Raw genomic sequence first — 21,759 nt, forward strand, 5'->3', positions numbered from 1 at the left:
TCGACTGTAGCCGCACCCAAATGAGCGCGCTCGCGGATTTCGGACATCGGTGCCGAACGCGCGCAACGGTGCGCTGTGCAGGAGACGGTCGGTTTGCCCCGAGCAGGCCGAACGGTCATAGTCTAAAGGAATGGCTCAGATTGAATATCGCAGACTTGGCTCCTCCGGACTGACCGTTTCAACGATCGGACTGGGTTGCAACAACTTCGGCCGCAGCGGCACGGCGTCGGAGGGACAGGACGGCACGACCGCCGTCATTGATGCGGCATTCGAGGCCGGGGTGACGCTCTTCGACACGGCAGACATCTATGGTGCCGAGCGAGGGCTGAGCGAGACCCTGATGGGTCACTCGCTGCGCGGCAAACGCGACCAGATTGTGCTCGCGTCCAAGTTCGGCATGGACATGGGCGGGTTGAACGGTCCGGACTGGGGCGCGCGCGGCTCGCGCCGATACATCCGTTTGGCCGTTGAGGCATCGCTGCGACGTCTGCAAACCGACTGGATCGACCTGTATCAGCTGCACGTCGCCGATCCATTGACACCGATCGAGGAAACGCTGTCCACGCTCGATGACCTCATCACCGAGGGCAAGATTCGCTACATCGGCCACTCCAATCTGGCCGGCTGGCAGATCGCGGAGGCGGAGTTCACAGCGCAAATGAACGGGCATCCCAAATTCATCTCAAGCCAGAACGAGTACAGCCTGCTGGTGCGCGATGTCGAAGAGGAGGTCCTTCCGGCCGTGAACGCTTACGGCTTGGGCTTTCTCCCGTTCTTCCCCCTCTATAACGGACTGTTCACGGGCAAGTTCTCCCGTGCGGGTGGGCCAGCTGACAGCCGCATCATGATGATCCGGCGCCACCTCGCTGACGATGCTCCCTGGGACGTGATCGAGCAGTACCAGGAGTGGTGCGACGCGCGTGGCGTTAGCATGTTGGCGGCGACGTTCGCCTGGCTGCTCGCCCAGCCCGGGCTGACGAGTGTGATTGCCGGCGCGACCAAGCCCGAACAGATTCGTCAAAATGCCAGCGCGGCGACCGCGTGGCAGCCGAGCGTCGACGAGGTGGCTTACATTTCGGACCTCTTTGCCTGAACGTCTGATGTGAAGTTGTGCCGAAGTCGGCGTTTTTTGCGCAGCGCGCAATATTTCGGTCGACGACGTGTCGGAAAGAGTGCACTATGGCATCAGAGGTAGCTGCGTCGACCCCTCGGTCTGGGCGGTGCCTATTCACGCATCTAGACCGTTCAGTAGGAGAGTTTCGTGCTTTGGTCCTTGCTCGTGAGTTTTCTGCGGCCGTACTGGCAACTGCTTACCGGGGTGATCGTCTTTCAACTGGCCCAGTCGATTGCTTCCCTTTTTCTGCCCACTCTCAACGCCGACATCATCGACGAGGGCGTCGCTACCGGCGACACCGGCTACATTCTGCGTGTGGGCGGGCTGATGTTGCTCATCATCACGCTCGCGCAGATCGGGTGCGCGATCGTCGCCGTGTACTTCGGTGCCAAGGTAGCGATGAAGGTCGGTCGTGACCTGCGCGGGGCGGTCTTTAGCCGGGTGGGGCAGTTCTCCGAGCAGGAGGTCACCCGGTTCGGCGCTCCGTCGCTGATCACCCGCTCCACCAATGACGTGCAGCAGGTGCAGATGCTCGTGCTCACCACCTGCACACTGCTCGTCTCCGCGCCCATCCTCAGCATTGGCGGCGTGATCATGGCGATCCGCCAGGATGTGCAGCTGTCCTGGCTGATCGCGGTGAGCGTGCCGATACTGCTCATCGCGGTTGGTCTCATCGTCGTACGAATGGTTCCCCTGTTTCGCAAGATGCAGACTCGCATCGACACCGTCAACCGGGTGCTGCGGGAACAACTCACCGGCATCCGTGTCGTTCGGGCGTTTGTTCGTGAGAAGCAAGAGATTGCCCGGTTCGCCAAGGCCAACCAGGACGTCACCGACGTGGCCCTGGGCTCGGGTCGGCTGATGGCGCTCATGTTCCCCATCGTTATGCTCGTGCTCAACGTGTCGAGCGTCGCCGTGATCTGGTTCGGCGCATTCCGCATCGAAGACGGTTCGATGCAGGTCGGCACCCTGATCGCCTTCCTCAGCTACCTTATGCAGATTCTGATGGCGGTCATGATGGCCACGTTCATGGCCGTGATGATTCCGCGGGCCGCCGTCTCGGCCGACCGCATCGGCGAAGTGCTGGCCACCGCGTCGAGTGTCGTGCCGCCGGCAAACCCGGTGAACGTGACCGTCGGCCACGGCGAGCTCGAACTGCTCGACGTGGGCTTCGCCTATCCCGGCGCCGAACAACCGGTGCTGCGCAACGTGAGCTTCATCGCTCGCCACGGCGAGACCACGGCGATCATCGGCAGTACGGGGAGTGGCAAAACCACCCTAGTGAACCTGTTGCCGCGACTGTTCGACGCCACAAGCGGCTCCGTTCTGGTGGATGGCGTGAATGTGCGCGAGTTGAACCCCGACCTGCTTTGGGGCAATATCGGTCTCGTACCGCAAAAGCCCTACCTGTTCTCCGGCACTGTGCGCAGCAACTTGCTCTACGGCAAACCGGATGCGACGGAAGAGGAACTCTGGCAGGCGCTTACCATCGCCCAGGCCCGGGATTTCGTCACCGAAATGGAGGGCGGGCTTGATGCGAAGATTACCCAGGGCGGCACCAATGTGTCGGGTGGGCAGCGCCAGCGCCTCGCGATCGCCCGCGCCCTGGTGAAACAGCCGGAGCTGTACATTTTCGACGACTCGTTCTCGGCCCTCGACCTCGCGACGGATGCCCGGCTGCGGCTCGCGCTCAAACAGAGCGCCAATGGAGCCACCATGCTCATCGTCGCCCAGCGGGTGTCGAGCATCATCGACGCCGACCAGATTCTGGTGCTGGAAGACGGCCGCATCGTCGGCCGAGGAACGCACGAGCAGCTGCTCGAGTCCAACACGACCTACCAGGAAATTGTGTCATCCCAGCTCACCGCGGAGGAAGCAGCATGAGCGAGACACACGCTGACGACAAGCCGGCTCCGCGCCCGCAGCGCGGCGGTGGGCCGTTCGGGGGGATGAACCTGCCCGCCGAGAAATCCCTGAATTTCACGGCCTCGGGCAGACGACTGCTCGGCAAGCTACGGCCGGAACGCCTGTGGCTCGCGCTCGTGTTCGCCCTCGCGGTGATCAGCGTGACGTTCTCGGTGCTTGGGCCGCGCCTGCTCGGCGAGGGCACCAACCTGATCTTCTCCGGCGTGGTGTCGAAATCGCTGCCGAGCGGCAGCAGTCAGGCCGACGTGATCGCGGGGCTGCGGGCATCCGGTGACAGCACGCAGGCCGACATGCTCAGCGGCATGACGCTCACGCCGGGGCTCGGAATCGACTTCGCTATGCTTTCTACCGTGCTGTTCTGGGCGCTCGCGCTCTACGTACTCTCGAGCGTGTTCAGCTGGATGCAGGCCTACGTACTCAACGGAGTCGTGCAGCGTACCGTCTACCGGCTGCGCGAAGAGATCGCGGCGAAAATCAATCGCCTGCCGCTGAGCTACTTCGATAAGAAGCCGCGCGGTGAACTGCTCAGCCGGGTCACCAACGACGTCGACAATATCTCGCAGAGCCTGCAGCAGTCGCTCAGCCAGGTAGTCACGAGCCTGCTCACCGTGATCGGCGTCATCGTGATGATGCTCATCCTGTCGCCACTGCTCGCCCTGATCGCGCTCGTCACCGTGCCGCTGACCCTCGTGATCACCGCCTTCATCGCCAAGCGTTCGCAGAAGCTGTTCGTGGCCCAGTGGGCGAACACCGGGGAGCTTAACGGTCAGATTGAGGAGACCTTCACCGGCCATGCCCTGGTCAAGGTGTTCGGCCGGCAGAAGGAAGTCGACGCCCGGTTCAAGGCCAAGAACGACGAACTCTATGAGGCCAGCTTCGGCGCGCAGTTCATCAGCGGCCTGATTATGCCGGCGATGACCTTCATCGGCAACCTCGTCTATGTCGCCATCGCGGTCGTCGGCGGCCTGCAGGTCGCCTCCGGCGCCATGCAGCTCGGTGACGTGCAGGCGTTCATTCAATACTCCCGCCAGTTCACCCAGCCGCTCGCGCAGCTCGGGTCGATGGCCAACCTGCTGCAGTCGGGCGTCGCATCCGCTGAACGGGTCTTCGACCTGCTCGATGCCGAGGAGCAGAGCGAAGACCCGGACTTGGCGGAGACGCCGACTGAAGCGCACGGCCGGTTGGTCTTCGAGAACGTGTCGTTCCGTTACAGCGCCGAGCAGCCGCTGATCGAAGAGCTCAGCCTCGTCGCTGAACCCGGGCAAACCATCGCGATCGTCGGCCCGACCGGGGCCGGCAAGACCACCCTCGTGAACCTCATGATGCGGTTCTACGAGATTGATTCCGGGCGCATCCTGCTCGACGGCGTTGACGTGGCGACCATGACCCGGCACGACCTGCGCAGCCGTATGGGAATGGTGCTGCAGGACACCTGGTTGTTCGGTGGCACCATCCGCGACAATATCGCCTACGGCCGACCGGATGCGACGGAGCAAGACATTCTCGCTGCCGCCACAGCCACGTACGTGGACCGGTTCGTGCACTCGCTTCCGGACGGATATGACACCGTGCTCGACGACGAGGGAGGCAACGTGAGCGCGGGGGAGATGCAGCTGCTCACCATTGCCCGGGCATTCCTGGCCAAGCCGAGCGTTCTTATCCTCGACGAGGCGACGAGCTCGGTCGACACCCGCACCGAGGTGCTCGTGCAGAAGGCGATGAGCGCGTTGCGGGCCGAACGCACCAGCTTTGTCATCGCGCACAGGCTGTCGACCATTCGCGACGCCGACCTGATTCTCGTGATGGAGTCTGGCCGCATCGTGGAGCAGGGCAACCATGTGCAGTTGCTCGCCGCGAACGGTGCCTACCAGGCGCTGTATGCGGCGCAGTTCGCGGCCCCGGTCGGCGACGAGGTTTAGAGCGTCTCCTCCACAGGAGGCCTGTCGCCGAGGTGATCCCCAGATACGCGGTCGGTAGCGGCGGGTTTACGCGCGACCGGGCACAGTGGCGGCATGCAACCAACCCGTGTTAAAGCCCAGAAGGCCCAGGACTTTCTGGCACTCGTTCCCCAGCTGCTCGGGTTTCTGCCCGAGACCAGCGCGGTTCTCGTCGCGTTTCGCGGCAATCGCACCTGCGGCGCCTTGCGCTTCAACCTGCCCGAGGATGGCGCACCGCAGAAGGTGTATCAACGCATCGCCACGACACTGGCCGGGATGCTCTGCAAGATTCCCGGCGTCGACGCTGTCGTTCCCGTCATCTACACGGACGACTCCTTCGTCGAAGCCCGCGGAATCCCACGGGAGGGTTTTGCGGAGATACTGAACCGGCGGCTCGAACTCAGCGGTTTTCTGTTGCGTGATTCGCTCTGCGTGTCAGTGGATGCCTGGGGCAGTTATCTCGACCCGCAGTGCCCGGCGGGCGGGCATCCGCTCAGTGACATTGCCGAGTCCCCACTGAACGACAAGGCGACCGATCCGGCCGCGCGACCGCTCGGCACTCTGCAGAATGGCGCGGAACCGGTCGGCGTCAATCTGGCCACCAAGGAACGCCTCGCCCGGGTCTACCGGCGCTACCGCCACCTGATCGCGCGGGCCGAAAATGCCCCGGAGTTGTTTCCTACCCTCGGCGCGCTTCTCGACCCGGTCGCGATCGCGGAGGAAGCGCTGACCTGGAGCAATCCGCCCACCGAGGATGACGCGGCAGCGCTGCTCGTGCTCGTGCAGTCACCGCCCAATCGCGACCAGATCATGGTGCAGTTCGCCTTCGGCCGAGAGGAAGGCGTTCGCGCCCACAAGGTCAACCTGCACTACGTCCTGCTCCAGCACGAGACCGGGCGTAGCCTCGACGATCTTGTGGCCGAGGAGATGGACTCCGGTGACTGGAGCGCCCAACACACCGGGGACATCATGCTCGGGCTGCGGCAGGAACGACCGGATGTCGACCGGATCCGGATGGCCATCACCCTGTTGCGCACCGTGGTTGCGCTGGCGCCGCGTTCCGCCAGACCGGCGCCGCTCTGCATGCTCGCCTGGCTGTCCTGGGCCCTCGGCAGTGGCTCCGTTGCCGGATTCTTCGTGGACCAAGCGCTCGCCATCGACCCGCGGTACAGCATGGCGAACCTGCTGGAAGTGCTGCTCGGGTCGGGACACCTGCCGGAGTGGGCGTTCGCGGTTCCGCGCCGGGACGACGCGGAGAGCGACGATTTCGGCTACGAAAATGACGAAGACTTTGGCGAAGATGCCGCGCTCAGCGACGACGCTCTGTGGTCCTTCGAGGGCGAGAACAACGAAGACGACGACGAGGCGAGGGCCGCCGGCGGTTGAGGCAGGTGCTGCCCGACGGCGACCCGGTCGCGCATTCGTTTGAAGGCGAGACCAGGTCCCGGCGAACGAACTACAGGTGCTTCGGTGCCTCCGAGAGCACGCCGTGCAGAATCTCGCTGATCTCGGCGAATTCCTTCGGGCCAATGGTCAGCGGGGGAGCGAGCTGAATCACCGGGTCGCCGCGGTCATCGGCGCGGCAGTACAGGCCCGCCTCATACAGCGCCTTGGACAGGTAGCCGCGCAGCAGACGCTCGGACTCGTCGTCGTTGAAAGTTTCCTTGGTGCCCTTGTCCTTGACCAGCTCGATGCCGAAGAAGTAGCCGGCACCGCGCACGTCGCCGACGATCGGTAGGTCGAGCAGCGTCTCCAGCTCCTTGCGGAACAACGGCGAGTTCTCGCGCACGTTCTCGTTGAGCTTCTCCTCCTCGAATATGTCGAGGTTGGCCAGGGCGACGGCCGAGGAGACCGGGTGGCCGCCGAAGGTGTAGCCGTGGTAAAACGTCGTATCGCCGTGCTTGAACGGCTCGTAGATGCGGTCGCTGATGATGGTCGCACCGATCGGCGAGTATCCGCTCGTCATGCCCTTGGCACAGGTGATCATGTCGGGCTGAATGTCATAGGTCGTCGATGCGAACATATTGCCGATGCGACCGAAAGCCGTGATGACCTCATCGGCGACCAGAAGCACGTCGTACTTGTCGCAGATCTCCCGCACGCGCTTGAAATAGCCTGGAGGTGGCGGGAAGCAGCCACCGGAGTTCTGCACCGGCTCGAGGAACACGGCGGCCACGGTCTCCGGCCCTTCGAACTCGATCATCTCTTCGATGCGGTTGGCGGCCCACTGGCCGAACATCTCGAGGTTGTCGCCGAGGCCAAGGCCCGGGCTCATTTCGTCGGCGCGGTAGAAGTTGGTGTTGGGAACACGGAAGCCGCCGGGGGTGACCGGTTCGAACATTTCCTTCATTGCCGGAATGCCGGTGATGGCCAGCGCACCCTGCGGGGTGCCGTGGTAGGCGACGTTGCGGGAGATGACCTTGTGCTTGGTCGGGCGTCCCATCAGTTTCCAGTAGTACTTGGCGAGCTTGAATGCGGTTTCAACGGCTTCGCCGCCACCGGTCGAATAGAACACGCGGTTGAGGTCGCCGGGCGCATAGGAGGCGAGGCGGTCAGCGAGCTCGATCGCGTTCGGGTGGGCATACGACCAGATCGGGAAGAATGCGAGTTCTTCGGCCTGCTTGGCGGCGACCTGGGCCAGGCGCTTACGTCCGTGTCCGGCGTTGACGGTGAACAATCCGCTCAAGCCGTCGATGTACTGCTTGCCCCGGGAATCCCAGATGTGGTGGCCCTTGCCCTTGACGATGATGGGCACTCCGGCGCCGGATTCCATCACCGACTGACGGGAGAAGTGCATCCAGAGATGATCCTTGGCCTTTTGCTGCAACTCGGCGTTGTGCGCGTCGCTGAAGGCAACCGGTGAATCGATGGGTGTGGTGAGCGTCATATTCTTTACCGTGTTCCCCAGTTATAAAACTGTTTGTGGAGTTTGAGATAAACGAAAGTCTCGGTGGAGAGAACCCCATCGAGGTTGCGGATCTTGGAGTTGAGCAGTTCAAGTAATTCGTCGTCGTCTTCGCAGACGACCTCGGCGAGAATGTCAAAGGTGCCGGCCGTGAGTACGACATAGTCGACGGCATCAATCGCAGCGAGTTGCTCGGCGAGAATGCGGGTGTCGGCCGAGGCTCGAATGCCGATCATCGCCTGGCGAAAGAAGCCCAGCTGCATCGGGTCGGTTACGGCGACAACCTGCATGACGCCGGAATCGGTGAGCTTTTGCACCCGCTGCCGCACGGCCGCCTCGCTGAGGCCGACAGCTTTGCCGATCTCCGCGTACGACCGGCGTCCGTCGACCTGCAGTTGTTCGATGATCTTCTTCGACACATCGTCGAGCTGGGCCGGCTTGGGCGGGTGACCACGCCTTTGTCCATTCATGCATCGATTGTGTCAGTCGAAATGCACTTCAGCAAGCGAATCCGTAGCAGTCTTCGCAAAACACTGCGGATTTCATTTGTGAATCTGGGTGTGCTTCAAACCGAAATCGGTACACTGGGCCGCATGAGCGCCCCCGAACTACGCAACTTCATCAATGGCCAGCACTCCGAGTCGACGTCGACGGAACGGTTTGACCTGATCGATCCGGCGACCGAATCGGTCTATGCCTCGAGCCCGGTCTCGAACGCGACCGACGTCGATGCTGCCTACCGCGCCGCGGCATCCGCTTTCGAAATTTGGGGCGAAACGACCCCGGCGGTCCGGCAGCTCGCACTGTTTCGCATAGCGGATGCGATGGAGGCGCGTGCCGAGGAATTCGCCGACGCCGAGTCGCTCGACACCGGCAAGCCACGTTCGACCCTCGTCGACGACGAGATTCTGCTCTCGGTCGATCAGATTCGGTTCTTCGCCGGAGCCGCCCGCAATCTGGAGGGCCGTGCGGCCGGCGAGTATCTGACCGACCACACCTCCTTCATTCGCCGCGAACCGATCGGTGTCGTCGGTCAGGTCACGCCTTGGAACTACCCGCTGAACATGGCGGTCTGGAAATTCGCGCCCGCGCTCGCCGCCGGCAATACGACCGTGCTCAAGCCCTCCGACACGACGCCGAGCGCGACCCTGCTGCTTGCCGAGATCGCCGCGGAGTTCCTGCCGAAGGGAGTGCTCAACGTAATCACCGGTGACCGCACGACCGGTGCGGCCATGATCGACCACAAGACTCCCCAGCTGGTATCGATCACCGGATCGGTGCGGGCCGGTATGGCCGTCGCCGAAGCTGCCTCACATGATCTCAAACGGGTCCACCTTGAACTCGGTGGCAAGGCACCGGTGATCGTCTTTGACGATACCGACATCGAGCTCGCCGTGGCCGGTATCGTCGCAGCCGGCTTCTTCAACGCCGGCCAGGACTGCACCGCTGCGACCCGGCTGCTCGTGCAGGCCGGCATTCACGACGAATTCGTCGCCGCGCTCACCGCCTACGCCAGAGAGAACGCGCGCACCGGTGCTCCCAGCGCACAGGGAATCCTGTTCGGCCCGGTGAATAACGTCAACCAGCTCGCTCAGGTCTCCGGTTTCGTCGACCGGCTGCCCGACCACGCCGTGCTCGAACTCGGCGGTCATCGCGTCGGCCAGGCCGGCTATTTTCACGAAGCGACCATCGTGAGCGGACTGCTGCAGACCGACGAGGCCGTGCAGCAAGAGATTTTCGGCCCGATGATGACCGTGCAGCGATTCACTGACGAGGCCGAGGCGCTGCGCTGGGCGAACGACGTGCAGTATGGTCTTGCGTCGTCGGTGTGGACCCGGGATCACGGTCGGGCGATGCGCTTTGCCAAGCACCTTGACTTCGGTTGCGTCTGGATCAACACCCACATACCGATCGTGGCCGAGATGCCGCACGGCGGTTTCAAGCACTCCGGGTACGGCAAGGACCTCTCGATGTATGGCTTCGAGGACTACACCCGGATCAAGCACGTGATGAGCTACATCGGACATTAGGTGCGGTACGGTGCCAACGGACGGTGCCGTTATTATGGTGCAAGTCCTTCGGTGAACGTTGGAACGGCGGGGCCGGCTTCGCGCCCCACACTCGGAAGGCACTACCCGTGACCCAGATTGGTCAAGGTTCGACCGAATTTCGTGTCGAACTGCCCAGCGTTGGTACGTCGTTAACGCTGGCGTGGGCTGCCCTGACCGACGTTGGTCATCGCCGGGAGGTCAACGAAGACAGCCTGCTCGCCGCGCCACCGCTGTTCGCCGTCGCCGACGGTATGGGGGGGCATTCGGCCGGCGATGTCGCCAGTGCCGCCGTCGTCACCAGGCTGGCCGAGCTGTCCGGAACGCTCGTCGCCGAGGCCGGTTCGATTGACCGCGCCCTCGTGCTGGCCGTCGAGGATATGGCGCAGGGTGTCGGAGTCACCGACCAGGGCACCGGAACAACGGTGACCGGGGTTGCACTGGCCCTGGTTTCGGATGCCGTCAGTTGGATCGTCTTCAACATCGGCGACTCCCGGGTTTATCAGTTGTCCAACGGTGTACTCGAGCAGATCACCAACGACCACTCGGTCGTGCAGGAACTCGTCGATGCGGGGCGCATTACCCGCGAAGAGGCCGACGTGCACCCGCACGGCAATATCATCACCCGGGCGGTCGGCTTTCACGAACCGCCTATTCCCGACTATCGCATTCTGCCGATCCAGGTCGGCATGCGTATCCTGGTCTGCTCAGATGGGCTCACCAAGGAACTGACCTCGTACGGTATTCGTCATTTTTTGCTCGAAAAGAAGCTGGCAGCGGATGCCGTCTCAGCGATGGTCGACGCGGCCCTCGAAAACGGTGGTCGCGACAACGTCACCGCGATCGTGGTCGACGTGCTGGCGGTCGACCCCTACGAGGCACCCACGGACTAATTGGCCCGCGTTCGGGCTTCCAAGCGATCTTTTGTGGGTGCCGGAGCGTGCCTTCCCAAACGTGGCCTGTTTGTGGAACGCGACTCTTTCCGTTGGTCGAGCTTGCCGAGACCGCCGTGGACTGGGCTGAGCCGTTCTCGACAACGCACGGTCGGCCCGAATGCATATTCGCACAGAAATCCAAACATATCTGAGAATCTCTCGACTCTGGCGCATGGTTTTGGTATACTTCTTCTATGAGCCAGAGCGGCGATACTCCCCAGCCGGGCCGTGTCGATCCATTCTTCGCGGCTCACGACTACCCGCCGTCCACACCCGAGGAGCGCGCCGAGTTCGAGGTGTTCTGGGCGCAGTGTCAGGCTGATTGGCGGTTTGAAATTGCCGAGGGGCTCGGAGACTGCGCCCCGTACGAGGTCACCGACCCGGTCGATCCGGAACCGGTCAACCTGGAACCGGTGAGCCCGGCAGCACTGAGCCCGGTGCCTGGCCGCCCGGAGTTGATTGACGGCCCGACCATTCCGGCCGACCTCGATCTGACCGAGGTGTTCGCTGCGGTGCCGCCCGAGCATCTCTTCGATGAGGACCTCCGCGAGGAGTTCCTGTATACGAATTACCTCGCGGACAATTTTCTCCCGGACGATTTCATCCCGGACGGATGCACCGCTGACGAGCGTCACACTGACCGTGGCGAGGCTGACCCGGCTGACGCTGACCCGGTTGAGGCTGACCCGGACCAACCCGGCATGGCCCCTGGTGGCCCCGCGGATGTGCTGAGTCCGTTCCAGCGGCACCAGGCGCAGTTCGTCGACCGGGTGATTTACCTGGAGAAGGTGATCGCGTGGGCGCAGGCGAGTAAGGCTGAGGTCTTGACTGAGGCGTGGGATTACACCACTAACAGTGCTGAGACCGGGTGTCCCCAGGCCGGTTCGCAGCATGAGCACGACTGGGATGCGACCTTCGCCGCTCAGCAGGGCCTGGTCGCCGAAATGGCCTGTGCGCTGCGCATCCCGGCCGGGACCGCGTCTGGCCTGTTGCGGGAGAGCCGGGTGCTGGTGGAGTCCCGGCCCGAGACCCTCGATGCTCTCCGCACTGGGGAGATCTCCCTGCGGCATGCCCAGCGGCTGCTCGACCAGCTCGATTCCGTCTCCGAGCCCGCCCGCGCCGAGTTGGAGGCGGTGTTGCTGCCGCACGCTCGCAAACTCACCGCGACGCAGTTCGATGGAAAAGCTCGCAAGCTGCGGGAGCGGTTCCACCCCGACAGCATCACCGTTCGCCGCACCCGGTGTCTGGCCGATCGCCGGGTGCAGTTCTTCCCCGACAAGGACGGCATGGCGACCTTGTGGTTGCGGGCGGCCGGCGACGACGTGCAGAGTATCTATACCCGCGTCACCGATGCTGCGATCAGTCTGCAGGGCCCCGATGAGCCCCGCACCCTCAGCCAACTCCGCGCCGATGCCGCCATTGACCTGCTCCAGCAGGGCGTCACCGGCAGCGGCCTCGGCGCCGGCCTCACCGCCAACGTCAACATCACCGTCCCCGTCCTCACCCTGATGGGTCAGAGTGAGGAACCCGGCGAGCTCGAAGGGTACGGGCCGATCGATCCGGAGACGGCCCGCCGGCTGGCTGGGACCGCGACGAGTTTTCTGCGCGTCCTCACTCACCCGCACACCGGCATCGTCCTCGACGTCAGCTCCACCCCGTTCCGCGTGCCGGCGGCGCTGAAGAAATACCTGCGCCTACGCGATGGAACCTGCCGCTTCCCCGGCTGCAACCGCTCCGCCGGCCATTCTGACCTTGACCACACCATAGATAAACAATTCGGCGGCCCCACCACAGCCACCAACCTCCACTTCCTCTCGCCCGCCCACCACAACCTGAAGCACTTCTCCGATTGGAAAGCCACCGCCGATCCCGACGGCACCGTCCACTGGACCAGCCCCGCCGGCAAGCACTACGCCACCGACCCCGCCACCCGCATCAACCCACCGCAACAACAACAGGCAGCAGTCCCACCCGAACCACCAGCCCCACCGCCGCCCGACCCCTGGAACACCCCCTCGAACACCGACTGGAACCTCGACTGGAACCTCGACGACTCTAATCCGCTACCGTTCTGACCGCTGAGCGGCGATACTGACCGTGCTTCGCGGCGGCCTCGGCTTCGGTCTCAACCTCATGCAAGACCGCAAACACATCCGTCCTGCACATGTACATTGCTGGCATGCACCGCTATTAGGTATTGCCTACTACCAGTCCTAGGGTAGTAGTCATGACGCCCACACCGAACACGCCGGCCTTGCCGCAAGACGCGCAGTCCTTGCGCGGGGTGCTGCCCATGCTAATCCTGAGCCAACTGCGTCTGGCTGAGTCGTACGGCTATGAACTCGTGGTGCGGCTGCAGAACATTGGGCTCAGCGACCTCTCGACCGGCACGGTCTACCCGGTGTTGTCGCGGCTCGAGCAGGACGGCTCGCTCACCAGTTGCCTGGTGGCGTCCACGGCTGGCCCGGCCCGCAAGTACTACGCACTTAGCCCGGCCGGGGATGCAACTCTCGCGCTGGCGACGGCACGATGGCATGCCCTCATCGCCATCGTGCAGACCGGCCAGACTGCCACCCCCGCAGAAGAACCACTCCGAGAGGATCAGAAATGAACACCCAAACCACCGAGACCCAATCCACGTTCGGAGTCTGGCGTCGCCGGGAGTCCTACCTGTTCCGGCTCGACCTCTGGCTTGAAGAACGCGTGTCCTTGCGCGAACGTCGATCGATTCTGCGGGAGATTCGCGACAATATCAAAGCGGATGCCGCAACCCGCGGCATCGACACTGCGCTCGACTCGCTTGGCTCACCCCGCGCCCTGGCCCGAAGCTTCGCCGAAGACGGCCGCGGCAACCGGCCATCCTGGAATCGGGCAATCTACTGGTTCACCGGCCTGCTGGTGCTCTGGTGGACCCTAGCCTTCGTTTACACGGCCGGCATGCTGTCGGCCCTGATCTCCAGCGGAGCGGAGTCGGCCGAGTCCTACTTCCTCGGGCTGCCGGTATCGGCTTTCAATCGTGAGTCCGGAATCGGCATCGGCTGGGAAGCCTCCTCTGCCGTTGCCTACATTCCGCTGATGGTCATGGTCGTTGCCGCCATCATCGCCGGGCGGCTGTGGCGCGTGCGGATCGGTCGCCGATAGTCGGCCCAGGGCAGTCGCGTATTATGGAACGAGTGAATGAGACCCTGCCTCCGTGCCCTGAATGCTCTAGTGACCTGTCCTACGAGATGGGCGCCCTGCTGGTTTGCCCGCTCTGCGCCCACGAATGGTCGAATGAACCGGTTGAAGAAGAGCAGGAAGCCGTCGTCAAGGACGCCTTCGGTACCATCCTGACGGACGGCGACACCGTGTCGATCATCAAGGACCTCAAGGTCAAGGGTCAGGCACTGTCGATCAAGGTCGGCACCAAGGTGCGCAACATTCGCTTGGTCGACCCGGTCGACGGCCACGACATCGACTGCAAGGTCGACGGTTTCGGTTTCATGCAGCTCAAGTCCAGTGTGGTCAAGAAGGTTTAAGTGAGCCGGTCGTGACGTGTCAGATTTGCGGTGCCTGGCTGCCGGTTGGTGCCATGTTCTGCGGCGAGTGCGGTAGCTCCCGATCGGCCACCGTGGAATCCCGCAAGCGCCCGGATCCGCGCCCGAACGACACGACCATCATCGCGCGCCTCCCGCACAAGGCCACGATCATCTCCGTTCCGATTCCCGCACTCGTGCCCGTGCCGGTGCGCGCGGCCGCCGCAGTGACGAACGTTCCCCCCGCAGCATCGACGCTGCCGAGCAGCGCGACCTTCGTTTTGACCTTCAGCACCGGTCGGAAAGTGTCCGTGCAGGGGTCGGGCCTAATCGGGCGCAAGCCCCTGCCTCAACCCGACGAGATCTTCGACGACCTCATTCGGGTAGCGGATGCTGACCGCTCGGTCTCCAAGACTCACCTCGAGTTCGGCCAGCACGACGGCGAATTCTGGGTCAGCGACCGGGTCTCCGGCAATGGCACCGTCATTCGCCGGCCCGGCGAAACGGCCGAGCCGCTCGAACCGGGACGACGCTACGTGCTGCCGCGCGGCACGCGAGTCGAGATCGCCGACCACTCATTCACCGTCGCCTGAACCGTTAGCCGCGGCGGGTCACTCCTCCACCGGTGACCCGGACGCAGATTACGCACGGATGGCTCTCGCACTGCCCGCGTGAAGCTGATCCTCTGCTCTGATGGTCCTGTGTCGACCGTTGACGAGAACCTCAGCCTGCCGCCAGCGTCGGCCGCGCCGCCACCGGCCGGATTTCCGCTTTTCGCCACCGTGGCGCCACTGGCTGCCGCCGGCCTGATTTGGTCGATCACCGGGTCAGCGTTCGCGCTGATCTTCGCCGTACTCAGCCCGCTCATCGCGGTCGCCAGCATGGTCGACGCGCGGCGCACCGGGCGCAAACGCCGCCGGACCGAAACCGCCGCACAGGCCGAGGCCGTCACGGTGCTTCGGCTGGCGATCACCGAACGCCAGGCCCGCTGGAGGGAGTCCGCCTGGCAGCAGACTCCCTCGGCCAGGGACATCGTGCTCGGCCGTGCCGCTGCCGCGCGCTGGAGGCAAACGGATGCCACGCTCGTCACCCTGGGCTGTGGCCCGGCTCCGAGTGGCATACGGCTGGGCGGGGCGACCTCCCCGAACGACCATCGAGAACTTCGGGACTGGGCCGCGACCATCAAAGACGCTCCGATCGTCGTCGACCTGATGCACGGACTCGGCATCGTGGGTGCTGCGCCCCTTCCCGAAGCCCTGGCTCGGGCGGTGCTCGTACAACTGTGCTTTGCGCTGCCGCCGACCGACGTTGGCTTGGATCTGGACCCCGGCCCCGGGTGGGAGTGGGCAGCCGCGTTTCCACACGACGACGTGTCACCAGCGGCTCGATGCATAGTGCTGCATCAGGCGACGGCGGGAACGCCTGCCCGCACCGCGCGCGATCTCGGCCAAGGGCGACTGTTGGTCGCTGTCGCAACCCGGCTCGACGATCTGCCGCCGGGTTGCGGGACCGTCGTGCGGGTGATCGGTCCCGGCCGAGCGCAGCTGATCCGATCGCCGAATCGGGCGCCGGCCATCGATTTCTTCCCGGAACTGCTGACCCGGGCCGCGGCCGCCGACTTTGCGGTGGCGCTCGCCCGGCAGGCAAGAGATGCCGGCCTCGTCACTTCAGCCGGGGCGATCCCGGTCGGCGTTACCCTAACCGACCTGCTCGCCGTAACCGCCGCCGCCGACCCGTCCTCGGTCACCCCGACCGGCCTGGGTTGCGTGATCGGAGTCGGACCCGCAGGGCCGGTACACATCGATCTGGTGCGAGCCGGACCGCACGCCATCGTGGGCGGCACGACCGGCAGCGGCAAGAGTGAGCTCCTGACGACCTGGGTGGCGTCCCTGGCCGCAGCCCATTCAGCCGACCAGGTGAATTTCTTACTCGTTGACTTCAAGGGCGGTGCCGCGTTTGCGCCCCTCGGCAGGCTTCCGCACTGCGTCGGGCTCATCACCGACCTCGATTCCCAGACTGCTGCCCGCGCCCTGGCCAGTCTGGGGGCCGAACTGCGCTTTCGAGAGCGGATGCTCAGCACGGCTGGCGCGCGGGATCTGACCGAACTCGAGCATCCGCTGCCCCGGCTGGTCATCGTTGTCGATGAATTCGCGACCATGCTGGGGGCCTTTCCGGAGTTGCACGCCCTGTTCGTCGACATCGCTGCGCGCGGGCGGTCGCTCGGAGTGCACCTGATTCTGTGCACTCAACGACCGGCCGGGGTGGTGCGTGATGCCCTGATGGCCAACTGCAGTCTGCATCTGTCTCTGCGGGTCAACAACCGGGCTGACAGCCAGGCCCTGGTCGGAACGGATGCTGCGGCCACCTTGGATCCGAATCAACCCGGCCGGTGCGTGATCGCCACCGATACCGCCGAGCCCGTGCTCTGCCAGGTCGCCTCCACCGGCGAAAGCGACATTCTGGAGATTGCGGCGCGTTTCTCTGGCGGCACCGCACCGCGGCGCCCGTGGCTGGATGCGCTTCCGACGCTGGTGACCGAGGCCGATCTGCGCCGGATCGCCGGCGAGGGTGCTCCGGCTCCCGGCTACCCCCTCGGTCTGCTGGACGAACCCGACAGTCAGCGGTACCGGGTGTTCGCCTACGTTCCCGAGCTCGATGGCCACCTGCTCGTCGTGGGCGGGTCCGGCTCGGGCAAGTCCACGCTGCTGTGCCACCTCGCTCGGGTGGCCGAATGTCCGGGTGATGCCCCGGTTGCCGTGGATCGAGTGAGCGCTGATGTCGAGGCGACCTGGGACGCACTGGAACGGGTGAGCGCGCTCATAGAAAGCGGGCAGCAGACCGCAGCGCTGCCGCGACTGTTGCTGCTCGATGACTTCGATTCGGTCTTGGCGCGCTGGCAGCCGGATCATCGACTTGCCGCCGCCGATCTGCTCACCGGGTTGCTGCGCGACGGCCCTGCCGCCGGCGTGCACCTCGTCGTCGCCGTGCAGCGGCTGACCAGCACGGTTCCCGGACTCGCCTCACTCTGCCCGAGCACACTGCTGCTCAAGCTCCCCAGCGTGCAGGATCACCTCGCCGCGGGCGGATTGTCGGCCAACTACCACGCCACCCTGCCGGCCGGCGGGGGAGTCTGGCACAACACCCGCGTGCAACTGCTGGCGCCGTTGCCGTTGCAGCTCACCCCGCTCGCCCGGTCGACCGCACAGTTGCCCGAACACGGCCCGCTGCTCGTCGTATCGTCATCTCCGGCGCGCACCGCCGCGCGACTGCGCGCTGTGCTGGGGGTGCCGGTGGTGGAGTTGGCGGGAACGACCGCGCCGGCAGCATCCGCCCTGATCAGCGTCGAAACCGGTCAAACGGATGCCCCCGGCCGGCTGGTCGTCGTCGGTGACGCCGAAACGTGGCAGGCGCACTGGACCCTGCTGACCCGGCTGCGTGGTCAGACTGCCGGCAGCCGGGCCAGCATCGTCTTCGATCGGTGCGGCCTGTCGGATTTTCGGATGGTCAGCCACAGCCGTCAGTTGCCGCCGCCGCTGGCTCCCGGGCGCGGACGAGTGTGGGTGCTGCACCCCGACGGTGACCTGACCCGGGCGATCCTGCCAGAACCGGACGGCGGCCAAGTGAGCAGCTAGAGGAGCACCTCGGCGAGCGGCCGGTGCGTCATTCCGTGGGCGAGCGCGACCGGGGCGCTGATCAGGCGGCCGCCGAACACGTTGAGTCCCTGCGCCAGCGCGGCATCGGCGCGCAGCGCGTTCAGCCAACCGAGCGTCGCGAGGGCCCGCACATACGGCAGCGTCGCATTCGTCAGGGCATAGGTCGAGGTGTGCGGCACAGCGCCGGGCATATTGGCGACACAGTAGAACAGGGATCGGTGCACGGTGAAGGTGGGGTCGGCGTGAGTGGTCGGATGGCTGTCGGCAAAGCAGCCGCCCTGGTCAACGGCGATGTCCACGAGCACGCTGCCCGATTTCATGCGTGACACCAGCTCGTTGCTGACCAGCTTGGGGGCCTTCGCGCCGGGAATGAGCACCGAACCGATCACCATATCGGCCTCCATGACAGCTTTGTCGATCTCGAAGCTGTTCGAGGCGATGGTCTTGACCCGGCCGAAGTGCAGGGCGTCGATCTCACGCAGCCGAAACAGATTCGTATCGAGCACGGTCACCTCCGCGCCGAGGCCGAGCGACACCTGCATCGCAGCGGTCCCGGCGACACCGCCGCCGAGCACGGCGATCTTGGCCGGATGCGTGCCGGGAACCCCTGGCACCAGCAGGCCGGGGCCACCGTTCGGTTTGAGCATGGCATTGGCACCCACAATGGGTGCGAGTCGACCGGCGACCTCGCTCATGGGCGCGAGCAGCGGAAGCGCGCGGGAGGGCAACTGCACAGTTTCGTAGGCGATCGCGGTGACCTGACTCGCGAGCAGGGCCCGCGTCAGGTCGGGTTCGGCGGCGAGGTGCAGGTAGGTGAACAGCACCAGATCGGCCCGAAAATAGCCGTATTCGCTCGCTACCGGTTCTTTCACCTTGAGCAGGAGGTCGGCGGCCGCCCAGACGCTCGCGGCGTCCGGCAGAATCGTCGCACCGGCCGAGCGATACTGCTCATCGCGGATCGAGGACCCCACCCCGGCACCGGCCTGAACCATCACTTCGTGACCGTGCGACACCAGGTCGTGCACCCCCGCCGGGGTGATCGCGACCCGAAATTCATTATTCTTGATCTCGGTGGGAACTGCGATTCTCATGGTGTTCCTCTCTCGCTCCTGGCCACCACCCTAGTCTCGGTGAACCGACGATTTCGCGGGCGAATATTGCAAGTATGTGCTGATTTCGTGACAAATCGGTTCCAAAATCAATGCTTTGAACACTTTTAGGTGTAATTACCGCCGATATGTGCAACTATCGACCAACTCGCAACGTCGTGAGCCTTGACCGTGCGCGTGCCCAAAATGCTAGGAGAACCAGATGAAGTCCAAGCCGCTGCCCGCTGATCCCATGATCCGCCAGCTCATTCGTCAGGCGCAGAACTCGCAACTGGGTCGTCGAACGCTGCTGGCCGGGGCCGGTGCCGGTGCCACCGCGTTCGCGCTCGCCGCGTGTTCCTCCGGCGCCACGGCCAAACCCACCGCCGCGGCCGACACCTCGGCCACCGACAAGTCCATCCGCTGGGATAACTGGGCGCTCTACATTGATGTGGACGACGCCGGCAGCTACCCAACGCTTGCGGCGTTCAAGGCGCAGACCGGCATTTCGGTCAAGTACACCGAGGCCGTCGACGACAACAACTCCTACTACGGCAAAGTCAAGGACCAGCTCGCCCTCGGCCAGGACATCGGTGCCGATGTCGCCTGCCTGACCGACTGGATGGTCAGCCGCATGATCCGATTCGGCTACACCCAGGAACTCGATCACGCCAACATTCCCAACCTGGCCAATCTGCTGCCGTCGCTGCAGGACGTCGACTTCGACCCGGGGCGGGCCATGAGTGTGCCGTGGCAGGGTGGCTTCGCAGGCCTGGCTTGGAACAAGGAGAAGTATCCCCAGGGACTCAAATCGGTCGAAGACCTGTGGGCTCCCGACCTGAAGGGGCGCGTCGGTGTGCTCTCCGAAATGCGCGACACGATGGGCCTGATCATGCTCGACCAGGGCGTCGACATCTCCGGCGACTGGGGCGAAGACGAGTTCACCGCGGCCATCGACGAATTCAAGAAGCAGGTCGCCGACGGTCAGATCCGAAACATCAAGGGCAACTCTTACAAGGAAGACCTCGCCAACGAAGACACCCTCGCCGCCATCGTCTGGTCCGGCGACATCGTGCAGCTTAACGCCGAAAACGGCGACAAATGGGGCTTCATCGTTCCTGAGAAAGGTGGCACCCTCTGGAATGACAACTTCGTTGTGCCGATCGGCTCGCCCGCCAAAAAGAGCGTGGAACAGCTGATCAACTACTACTACGACCCGGCCGTTGCCGCCGAGGTCGCCGCCTACGTCAACTACATCACCCCGGTCGCCGGTGCCAAGGAAGCCATGATGGCCATCGACCCGGCGTTGGCTGAAGACCCGCTGATCTTTCCCGACGATGCCACCCTCGCCAACGCCTACGTTTTCCGCGGTCTCGACGGCACCGAAGAGCAGACGTTCAACGCCCAGTTCCAAGCGATCCTGCTGGGCGCAGCCTGATGGCCGTCGGTGCGTTCGCCGATCGTGGTGCTGACCTGGAACTGGTCGGCATTGAAAAACGTTTCCCCGGGTTCACCGCCATTGAAAATCTCAACCTCACCATTCCGGCCGGATCATTCTTCGCGCTGCTGGGCCCCTCCGGCTGCGGAAAAACGACGACCCTCCGCCTCGTCGCCGGACTGGAAGAACCGACCAGCGGCCGCATCCTGATCGGTGGAACGGATGTGACGAATCAGAAATCCTTCCAGCGTCCGGTTAACACCGTGTTCCAGAGCTATGCGCTGTTTCCGCACATGACCGTGCTGGAGAACGTCGCCTTCGGGCTGCGCCGACGCAAAATCGAAGGCCCCGTGGCCAAGGCGCACGAGGCGCTGCTCCTGGTGGAGCTCGACCACCTCGCCCACCGTAAACCGCAGCAGCTGTCCGGCGGGCAGCAGCAGCGCGTGGCGCTGGCCCGCGCGATCGTCAACCGGCCGGCCCTGCTCCTGCTCGATGAGCCGCTCGGCGCCCTCGATCTCAAACTGAGGCGTCAGATGCAGCTCGAGTTGAAAACCATCCAGGAAGAGGTTGGCCTGACCTTTCTGCACGTGACCCACGACCAGGAGGAGGCCATGACCATGGCCGACACCATCGCGGTCATGAACAAGGGCCGAATCGAGCAGATGGGTGAGCCGCAGCAGCTCTACGAACTGCCCAAGACCGCGTTCGTCGCTAACTTTCTCGGCCAGTCCAACCTGTTCACAGGTCCGGTCGTTGGCACCACGAGTACCGCCATCGCCGTCGACGTCTCCGGGCAGAAGATCGTGGTGCCGCTGGAGCGAGCGCACCGAGTGTCGGGCGAAGTCACCATCGGAGTGCGTCCCGAGAAACTCACCCTGCACGCTGAAGCACCGCTCCAGGACCCCGGCCGCAACGTGATGGGCCCCGGTCGGGTCATCGATGTGTCGTTCAGCGGGGTCAGCACGCAGTACCTGGTCGATGTGCCGGGTGTCGGCACCCTGGTGGTATTTGCCCAGAACATGGCTTTCGGCCCGGCCGCGCACGTCGGTGCCACCTGTTGGCTCAGCTGGAACGTCGACCACGGCTTCGGTCTCGACGACGATCCCGCCCAGAGTCCGAGATTCGAAGCCGACCTCGACACCAAGACAATCGCCCAGCAGCGTCGGTCATCGCTGCTCACGGAGCTCGAGGAGGCCTGAG

17 protein-coding genes are annotated in these 21,759 nt (G+C 64.4%); 14 read left to right on the forward strand and 3 right to left on the reverse strand.

All coding sequences use genetic code 11. The features are described 5' to 3' along the window. Window positions 1-130: 130 nt before the first annotated feature. The 4 genes from E3T41_RS02430 to E3T41_RS02445 all read left to right on the forward strand — a co-directional run bounded on the left by E3T41_RS02430 (window position 131) and on the right by E3T41_RS02445 (window position 6,363). Window positions 131-1,093, forward strand: coding sequence for an aldo/keto reductase (locus tag E3T41_RS02430; RefSeq protein ID WP_092448741.1), 963 nt, complete (start codon window positions 131-133; stop codon window positions 1,091-1,093). A gap of 168 nt (window positions 1,094-1,261) precedes the next feature. Then, window positions 1,262-2,998, forward strand: coding sequence for an ABC transporter ATP-binding protein (locus tag E3T41_RS02435; protein WP_134477188.1), 1,737 nt, complete (start codon window positions 1,262-1,264; stop codon window positions 2,996-2,998). After that, a complete protein-coding gene (locus E3T41_RS02440; RefSeq protein WP_134477191.1) occupies window positions 2,995-4,959 on the forward strand; it encodes an ABC transporter ATP-binding protein in 1,965 nt (654 codons plus the stop codon). Before E3T41_RS02435 ends, E3T41_RS02440 begins: the two co-directional genes overlap by 4 nt. Window positions 4,960-5,052: 93 nt before the next feature. After that, on the forward strand, window positions 5,053-6,363 hold the full coding sequence (locus tag E3T41_RS02445) for a DUF4192 domain-containing protein (protein WP_134477194.1): 1,311 nt from the start codon (window positions 5,053-5,055) through the stop codon (window positions 6,361-6,363). Window positions 6,364-6,433: 70 nt separating this feature from the next. Here the strand turns inward: E3T41_RS02445 and E3T41_RS02450 are convergent, their stop codons facing one another. Continuing rightward, on the reverse strand, window positions 6,434-7,864 hold the full coding sequence (locus E3T41_RS02450) for an aspartate aminotransferase family protein (RefSeq protein WP_092448739.1): 1,431 nt from the start codon (window positions 7,862-7,864) through the stop codon (window positions 6,434-6,436). A 5-nt stretch (window positions 7,865-7,869) separates the two neighbouring features. Next, on the reverse strand, window positions 7,870-8,352 hold the full coding sequence (locus E3T41_RS02455) for an Lrp/AsnC family transcriptional regulator (RefSeq protein WP_092448738.1): 483 nt from the start codon (window positions 8,350-8,352) through the stop codon (window positions 7,870-7,872). 123 nt (window positions 8,353-8,475) lie between these two features. Here E3T41_RS02455 and E3T41_RS02460 point away from each other — a divergent pair, with 123 nt between their 5' ends. The 8 genes from E3T41_RS02460 to E3T41_RS02495 all read left to right on the forward strand — a co-directional run bounded on the left by E3T41_RS02460 (window position 8,476) and on the right by E3T41_RS02495 (window position 18,012). Beyond that, window positions 8,476-9,912, forward strand: coding sequence for a gamma-aminobutyraldehyde dehydrogenase (locus E3T41_RS02460; RefSeq protein ID WP_092448968.1), 1,437 nt, complete (start codon window positions 8,476-8,478; stop codon window positions 9,910-9,912). Window positions 9,913-10,019: 107 nt separating this feature from the next. Then, the gene (locus tag E3T41_RS02465) at window positions 10,020-10,823 is read left to right on the forward strand and encodes a PP2C family serine/threonine-protein phosphatase (RefSeq protein ID WP_104133212.1); all 804 of its coding nucleotides are present in this window, start codon (window positions 10,020-10,022) and stop codon (window positions 10,821-10,823) included. 236 nt (window positions 10,824-11,059) lie between these two features. Beyond that, a complete protein-coding gene (locus tag E3T41_RS02470) occupies window positions 11,060-12,940 on the forward strand; it encodes an HNH endonuclease signature motif containing protein (RefSeq protein WP_134477197.1) in 1,881 nt (626 codons plus the stop codon). 152 nt (window positions 12,941-13,092) lie between these two features. Continuing rightward, window positions 13,093-13,476, forward strand: a complete 384-nt coding sequence (locus E3T41_RS02475; protein WP_134477200.1) for a PadR family transcriptional regulator — start codon at window positions 13,093-13,095, stop codon at window positions 13,474-13,476. Beyond that, window positions 13,473-14,006, forward strand: coding sequence for a hypothetical protein (locus E3T41_RS02480; RefSeq protein ID WP_134477203.1), 534 nt, complete (start codon window positions 13,473-13,475; stop codon window positions 14,004-14,006). The genes E3T41_RS02475 and E3T41_RS02480 overlap by 4 nt, the downstream gene beginning before the upstream one ends. Window positions 14,007-14,029: 23 nt before the next feature. Next, window positions 14,030-14,383: a zinc ribbon domain-containing protein YjdM gene (locus E3T41_RS02485; RefSeq protein ID WP_134477206.1), complete on the forward strand. Its 354-nt coding sequence runs from the start codon at window positions 14,030-14,032 to the stop codon at window positions 14,381-14,383. A gap of 11 nt (window positions 14,384-14,394) precedes the next feature. Further along, complete coding sequence (locus E3T41_RS02490; protein ID WP_134477209.1) at window positions 14,395-14,973, forward strand: FHA domain-containing protein; 579 nt, start codon at window positions 14,395-14,397, stop codon at window positions 14,971-14,973. A gap of 108 nt (window positions 14,974-15,081) precedes the next feature. Continuing rightward, window positions 15,082-18,012: an FtsK/SpoIIIE domain-containing protein gene (locus E3T41_RS02495; RefSeq protein WP_134477212.1), complete on the forward strand. Its 2,931-nt coding sequence runs from the start codon at window positions 15,082-15,084 to the stop codon at window positions 18,010-18,012. Here E3T41_RS02495 and ald read toward each other — a convergent pair. After that, entirely contained in the window at window positions 18,009-19,124 is a 1,116-nt protein-coding gene (ald, locus tag E3T41_RS02500; protein WP_092450110.1) for an alanine dehydrogenase, read from the reverse strand. The two genes, E3T41_RS02495 and ald, sit on opposite strands and share 4 nt — an antisense overlap. Before the next feature lie 220 nt (window positions 19,125-19,344). Between ald and E3T41_RS02505 the strand changes: the two genes are divergently transcribed. Both E3T41_RS02505 and E3T41_RS02510 read left to right on the forward strand, forming a co-directional pair. After that, window positions 19,345-20,559: a PotD/PotF family extracellular solute-binding protein gene (locus E3T41_RS02505; protein ID WP_092450108.1), complete on the forward strand. Its 1,215-nt coding sequence runs from the start codon at window positions 19,345-19,347 to the stop codon at window positions 20,557-20,559. After that, entirely contained in the window at window positions 20,559-21,758 is a 1,200-nt protein-coding gene (locus tag E3T41_RS02510; protein WP_104131312.1) for an ABC transporter ATP-binding protein, read from the forward strand. The genes E3T41_RS02505 and E3T41_RS02510 overlap by 1 nt, the downstream gene beginning before the upstream one ends. The last annotated feature ends 1 nt before the right edge of the window (window position 21,759 follow it).

It is taken from the genome of Cryobacterium sp. Hh38 (genome assembly GCF_004403235.1).
Classification (GTDB): Bacteria; Actinomycetota; Actinomycetes; order Actinomycetales; family Microbacteriaceae; genus Cryobacterium; species Cryobacterium levicorallinum.